The organism is Candidatus Bathycorpusculum sp. (assembly GCF_009778815.1).
GTDB lineage: Archaea > Thermoproteota > Bathyarchaeia > Bathyarchaeales > Bathycorpusculaceae > Bathycorpusculum > Bathycorpusculum hydrogenotrophicum.
The window spans coordinates 1-6,542 of record NZ_WRFL01000095.1 but is presented as its reverse complement, the minus strand read 5'-3'; the positions used below and the strand labels follow the sequence as shown (position 1 = coordinate 6,542).

Genomic DNA, 6,542 nt, shown 5'->3' with positions numbered 1-6,542 from the left:
TAACACTTGCCATGGGCATAGCAGGCATCATCGTATTCCTACTCACCGAAGACATGAGCAGAACAATGACTCTAGTAGACAAATGGACCATCGTGAATGTCATAATATTTGCAGTACAGATCACAGCCATAGTCTTTACGTTCAAGCGTAAAAAGAACAACAACACAGAGGAAACTAAATCCTCTACTCCCATATTTAACACACAATAAGCTTCTTTTTTATTAAATAAAGAGAATTTACGGGGGCAGTAAAATTTTCTTTTCTTTTACATTAATCCGTAGCTTTGGAGCATATTTAGTACGGTTAGGTTGGATAGTTTTTTTGTGAAAAGCTGTTTGAATCGTGCGGTTTTTTCTTTTCCCTGAGTTTTTAATTCTGCGAGTTGTTGGGTGATTTTTTCTTGCTCGGCTGTTAGGTCGGCGATCATTTTTTGTATTTGTATGTTTTTTTCAGGGTTGTTTACTTGAAGGGTTTTGTTTATGTAATCTTGGGGAACGCCCATTCGGGTGGCGGTTTGGGTAATGGTCATACCGCTATCTATGAAACGTTGGGTGACTTTTTGCATGTTTTCGCCGACTTCGATGATGTGTCCATCAGGGTCGTAGAAACGTACCACTCTTTGGCCCCAGCTGTGTTCCAATGGAGGATGAACCAATTTTATGTTAGGTAATTTTTTTATAAATTCGTCGAAATCGTTTGTTTCAAAGTAAAGTTCCATGGCGTGGTTATAGAAGGTGGTTTCGTCTTTGCCGATGAATTTGCGCCAGGTTTCAAGGGTTTGTAGGGAAATGCCTCCGGTTAGCGTGACGTTTGCGCCAAGATCGGTCTCGATCTGTAAGCCTAGGAGAGTTTGGTAAAACGTCTTTGATTGCTCAATATCGCTTACTACTATGAGGGTGCCGCTATATTTCATCATAGTCATTAGTATAAACCGCTTTTATTTTGTGTTGCTGGGGTTCCAGATGCACCAAATGGCTTTGGCGTTGCATGCTGTGGTGCAGGGGGTTTGGTTGGTTTCGGGTTTGCAGGTGGTGCAGGTGTATTGGATTTTTTTGCGGTGTTCTTCTTTTATGGCGGCTATGGTTTTGTCTTCTAGGTCTATGAATTCGGTTACCAGCTCAAGAGCGTTTTTTGGGCAACTCTGGGTGCATTTAGTGCATCCGGTGCATTTGTCTGAGTCGACGACGATGTAGTATTCGCCTGAAGCGTCGCAGTATCCATAGTATGTGATGATTGTTGTTCACCTGTTACTTTGTTGTTGTTAGGTTTTTTGTTCTTTTTCGTAGAGTGCTTTGGCAAGTAGGGCGGCGCCAAATGCTCCTGCGGCCATGGGGTCTAGGGCACCTTCGCGCCAGTTGGGGGTTGGGAGGCATTTTAGGCCCAGGATGGTTTCGATGCGGCTTACAATGCCCACATTTTTGGATTGTCCTCCTGTGACGACTAGGTCGGGTTCTAGGCCGACGCGGTTTATGAGGTTGGCCATGCGTACTGCCATGGCTCGGGTGTAGGCGGCTAGGACTTTTTCTTTGGACCAGCCTTTGCGTAGTAAGCCGATGGCTTCGGTTTTTGCAAATGCGACGCAGGTGCAGCTTACGGGTTCGGGTTCTTGTTCGATTTTAAGTGACATGGGGCCTATGTCTTCGATGGGGATTTGGAGGAGATCTGCAAAGACTTCCATGCCTCTGCCTGTGCCTGCGGCGCATTTGTCGTTCATAAGGAAGCTGACGACGCGTCCGGTGGCGTCGATTTTTATGGCTTTGATGTCTTGTCCGCCTACGTCTAGGACTGTTCGGACGCTGGGTCCCCAGATATAGTTGGCGCCTTTGGCGTGGCAGGCGATTTCGGTGATGGCTTTGTTTGCCATGGGAACGTTGACTCGGCCATATCCGGTGCCTACGACGTAGTTGAGGTCGGTGAGTTTTAGGTTTGTGTCTTTTAGGGCAAAGTTTAGGGCTTTTTTTGCGCTCTCGGGACTGTTGCTGCCGGTGCGGGTGATGCCCCAGCTGTAGGCTTGTCCGTTAACCATTACTGCGGCTTTGGAACCTACTGAGCCGACATCAACTCCTGCGGTGATTATGTCTTTGTTTGTGGGTTTGATGTTTGGCATTATGTGGTGGTATTCGTGCCAGCGCCAAAATTCTTCTTTTGTTGGTGTTGTTGGTGTTTGTGTTTGTGTGCTCATTTTGGTGTCCCCTTGGCGCGTGTTGCAGCGATTAGTGCTGCGCCTAGTGCGCCTATGTATTCTGGGTGTTCTGGGATTGTAACTGTTAGGTCTAGTTTGCGGTTGAGTGAGGCTACAAATCCGGGGTCTTTGGCGACGCCTCCGCTTAGAACGACTTCGGGGTTTATGCCTAGGCGGTGGATCATGGCGGAGATGCGGTCGGCCATGGCGTCAAAGACGGCTCGGGCGATTTCGGGTTTGGATTCTTGGCGGTGGATAAGGGAGACTACGTCGGATTCGCCAAATATGACGCATGATGCGTTGATGGGGCTTGCGCGTTCTGCTTGGAGGGCGAGGGGGCCCATGTCTTCGAGTTTGACTTCTAGGGCTCGGGCCATGGCTTCGATGAATGCACCTGCTCCAGCGGCGCAACGTTCGTTGACAACAAATTCGGTCATTAGGCCTCGGTCGTCGCATTTGACTGCGCGGGCTTCTTCTGCGCCGACGTCAATTATTGTGCGTGCTTTGGGGATGAGAAATACGCCTGCTTTTGCGTCTGCGCCCATCATGCTTATGGTGCTATTGGCGTGGGGTGCTATATCCATCGCTGAGCCGGTTGCGGTGATGTGGTTGATGTCTTTTAGGGATAGGTTGGCGGTGTTTAGGGCGTCGGTAACTGCTTGTTCGGCTGCTTTGGCGGGATCAAACCCTGCAAAGACTTGTGCGCGTCCAACGACGGTGCCGTCTTTTAAGACGACTACTTTTACGCGTTGTGTTCCAAGATCCATTCCGATTGTTATCATGTTGTTCACCTAGAAGTCTATGCGTGCGTTTAGCAATTCTAGGAATGCTTCAACGCGTGTTTTTAGTTGTCCGACGTCTTCGCGGGTGTATTCGGTGTCTAGGTAGTAGACGGGTATGTTGATTTTGTCCAAAGCCTTCTTGACACGGCTGTACTCCATAGCATAAAGCATACAACCGCGAATAACATAGTATATAACACCCTGAACGTTTGATTCCTTAACTTTATTTAGTAACCAGTTGATGCGGTCTTCGTTACCATCTTTACTTGTAAAGCAGGGACAGGTGGAGGCCATAAGATAGCGCTCACTTATGGCATTTAGCATATCATCCATCGACCACTCATCCACACCAACAGGATCATTTAGGATGCGCTCACCGCTGCACTGCTCATCAGCAACAATAATGCCTTTGGGATTGCCTTCTTCGACAAGGGTGGGTAGTTTCCAATTATCAGGCCAAAACATCGGAGTCCCAGTAACCATAATACGCGGAGTATCAGGGCTGCAAACCCAATCCTTCTGCAACGTACGCGTCTCAAGCTCATCACAAAGTGCTTCGGTTTTCTCGGTCCAGCGCTTCTGATCATCCCAACTGTAGGCTTGATTAACAAGCATGGCATCTCGGCCCATGATAACGGGGTTTGCTTTACGCAAATCTTGTAACCGACGAAAAGCCTTAGTTGCACGATGACTCTGCGTAATAGCTTCCTTGAGATTTTTCCTACTGATTTTGTTACCGGTTAGAGATTCAATTTGGGTTTTCATGTGCTTTATTTCATCACCCCAAAACCGCAAACTCTGATTAGAATCCTTAATACGAGGAACATTCATACCCCAAACAGTTGTTTTATCACTTAGAATCTCGCTAAGTTTGGTCATACCATCGCAGGTTAAAACACTAATCAGTGCATCGCTTTGTTCAAGAAAGGGTGAGAGCTCAATCATCTTGGCGCCTATGGTTGAGCGAATAACAGGACAGACCTCAACTGGGACAACGCGGTCGCCTATTTTTGAGGTGTCATACCAGCCCGAGTTGACGCGGACCGGAATTGCATCAGCGGCTGTAATTAGTTCGGTGGGTGCAAAGAGACACATATAGCCGATGACTTTTTTGCCGCGTTCTTTCTCGGCTTGGATTTCTTGTTGACGGCGGCCAAAGAAATTAGCTATGTCATCAAAGTATTTCATAGCCTCGGGGCGGTGGGGATCAGCTTTTTTCATGCGCTCAATGTTGTCAGCGATTATTTTTTGTGACGTGGCTTTTACGGTGTTTTTTAATTCATCCATCTCTTTTTGTGAGATCTCGGGCAGGTATCTTCGTTCAACGGTTTCTTTACTCAATTTTTCTCTCCTCACTCTCTATTGATGGTTCAAGCCAGTTTCTTGACTCAAACACTGATTTGTTAGCTAGTTTTATTTTAAGAGCGTCTTTGTATGGGCACATCTCGACGCATCGTGCGCAGAGCATGCATTGGGATGTGTTGATTTTTCCGCCCTTTTGTTCATAGACTTCGTTGACTTGGGCGGGGCAGACGCGTTTGCAGACGCCGCATTTGGTGCATTTCTCCTCGTCTTTGTCTATATAGAGTAGGGGTACCCCCTTAAATGCCTTAAACTTGTTAAGAGATGCTATAGAAGCGCCTGCTGGGCAGAAGCGGCACCAAACGCGTCGAATAAAAAATGCGCCGATTAAGGTAATTGCCACAAATGCGATGGATAAGATTTGGCCAGGGGTTGCTTCGATAAAGGTTACGATGTCACCTATATAGGGGTAACTAAGGTTGATGTCGCCCAAGATTAGCTGTCCGGTCCAGGGTACAACAGGGGGTATGAGGGGGTCTATGATTATGCTGTAGGGGCGAAAGGGTCCGGCTAGTAATTGGGCCATCATTACTGCAGAAGCGGTGTTAGGCGGAGGATCAACGATCCACAAAGCTATGGGTAGGAGCAGAAATGCAGCGAAAATTAGGTAGCGGCCTTTGTGGAGAGCAATGTTGAGTTTCTCGGGGAGCAACCTATGGCGGATTTTTAGGGCTTTTCGTATCGCGCTCTCTATATCCATGATAAGGGCGAATGGACATATCCAACCGCAGAAGAACCGGCCTAAAAAAAGCGTTAAGGCAAACCAGGCGATGAGTATATAGAGAAGCGGTATGGCGGGTTCGAGGGCGAACAAAAAAAACAGGGCGGCTAACCCAACAGCTTGAATGACAAATCTTAAAAAGCTTACTCGTGCCGCACGGTTCTTTTTCCAGATTATAACAGAGAGCACTCCTGCTGCTCCAAGCCCCGCTAACACGATGAGTGTAAGTATATTCCCGATTAGTTCACCGGCCATATTCTTCCTCTCTCGATTATATTATATATTATATTATTTAGTTATTGTATGATTAAGTTAAGCATTGAAAATATACCCAGCAGGATTAAAATAGCTCCGCCTGCGATTGAGATCCATTTTTGGAACAGCGGTGCCTTGTTAAGCAGCCATCCGGTGACACCTGCTAGGAGTAGAAGCGGTGAAATCATGGTTCCCAGCCCAAAGAAGACAGCGATACCAACGCTATCGATAGGAGATGTAAAGGGTATAACTGGGAATAGCAACAACATTAGTGCCGGACAGAGAATTAAACCGCGAGTCAATCCCAATGAGAAAGCTCCAAAGTTCACTCCAAAACGACTTTTTTTGTCACCTAGTTTTTTTGTGTTTTGAGCGCTACAGTCACAAGAGGGGGGTTTGCGTGCTTTTAGCATCACCATCACACCAATGATTATAGTAACGGCTCCAAAGACAATGGAGAAGTACATTTGAAAAGGGGAAAAAACCATATCGGAAACAAAGAAATGCAAAATTCCACTAAACAAACCTGTGATAGCGCCAATCAGAGTATATGCAAGCAGACGCCCTGAATTGAAAAACATGGTTATCTTGAGGCTTCCCTTAAAACCTGAACCTACACCTGCAATGTAACCGGCCACAACCGGCAAACAAGAAGCCGTACAGGCGGCTAAGCTATAGAATAAGCCAGTTACAAACGCCCCCATGTACGGATTTGCAATATCAGCTATATAGGACATGCAGATGTTTCCAAACCGAAGTATTATAGCAGATAGACAATTAGAACATTTAAAGTTTACATAATTTCAGGCCTGAGACAAAATTAGTTGTGCCCGATTTCTGGTGGTTAGGATTTTAGGTAGTTGAGGTGTAGCAGAGTCATTTGAAATTTTGCTACGGTGCGTACCGAACATCGCACTATCATCTAAAGACGAAAACGCTACCGAAGAAACATAATTTTGTCCAAGCAGTTTAGGTGTAAATGTTTTTATCGCCAAGCAAAATTAATGGTTGCTAACGGTGTTTGATGTGGCAAAATGGACAGTTAATCATCCGGGAATGAAATTGTAGTTGAAAATACGAGAGTGTTCACCTAAAGATATACATCATTTGATTTTGCGAGAGTGTTCACCTAAAGATATACATCATTTGATTTTGCCATTGTTGAAAAATTTCAGGCATAGTCAAAGCACACCACAAACGAATAGTTAAATCCACCATAACAGAACTCTTAGACACAACC

At 46.0% G+C, this 6,542-nt stretch carries 6 protein-coding genes and 2 pseudogenes; 1 reads left to right on the top strand and 7 read right to left on the bottom strand.

The window, feature by feature from the left end; translation table 11 throughout:
• Window positions 1–209, top strand: a pseudogene (locus FWF39_RS11605) (hypothetical protein); the annotation flags it as partial.
• 269 nt (window positions 210–478) lie between these two features.
• On the opposite strand, the pseudogene FWF39_RS11600 reads toward FWF39_RS11605, so the two are convergent.
• The 7 genes and pseudogenes from FWF39_RS11600 to FWF39_RS11570 form a co-directional block, all read right to left on the bottom strand.
• A pseudogene (locus FWF39_RS11600) lies at window positions 479–913 on the bottom strand (VOC family protein); the annotation flags it as partial.
• Between the two features lie 24 nt (window positions 914–937).
• On the bottom strand, window positions 938–1,189 hold the full coding sequence (locus tag FWF39_RS11595) for a 4Fe-4S dicluster domain-containing protein (RefSeq protein WP_343383600.1): 252 nt from the start codon (window positions 1,187–1,189) through the stop codon (window positions 938–940).
• Between the two features lie 72 nt (window positions 1,190–1,261).
• A complete protein-coding gene (locus FWF39_RS11590; protein WP_343383599.1) occupies window positions 1,262–2,182 on the bottom strand; it encodes an acyl-CoA dehydratase activase in 921 nt (306 codons plus the stop codon).
• Entirely contained in the window at window positions 2,179–2,964 is a 786-nt protein-coding gene (locus FWF39_RS11585; protein WP_343383598.1) for an acyl-CoA dehydratase activase, read from the bottom strand. Before FWF39_RS11585 ends, FWF39_RS11590 begins: the two co-directional genes overlap by 4 nt.
• 9 nt (window positions 2,965–2,973) lie before the next feature.
• On the bottom strand, window positions 2,974–4,305 hold the full coding sequence (locus tag FWF39_RS11580; RefSeq protein WP_343383597.1) for a 2-hydroxyacyl-CoA dehydratase family protein: 1,332 nt from the start codon (window positions 4,303–4,305) through the stop codon (window positions 2,974–2,976).
• Entirely contained in the window at window positions 4,298–5,302 is a 1,005-nt protein-coding gene (locus tag FWF39_RS11575) for a 4Fe-4S binding protein (RefSeq protein ID WP_343383596.1), read from the bottom strand. Before FWF39_RS11575 ends, FWF39_RS11580 begins: the two co-directional genes overlap by 8 nt.
• A 41-nt stretch (window positions 5,303–5,343) precedes the next feature.
• Window positions 5,344–6,039 carry a sulfite exporter TauE/SafE family protein gene (locus FWF39_RS11570; protein ID WP_343383595.1) on the bottom strand — a complete coding sequence of 232 codons (696 nt, stop codon included), beginning with the start codon at window positions 6,037–6,039 and terminating at the stop codon, window positions 5,344–5,346.
• Between the last annotated feature and the right edge of the window lie 503 nt (window positions 6,040–6,542).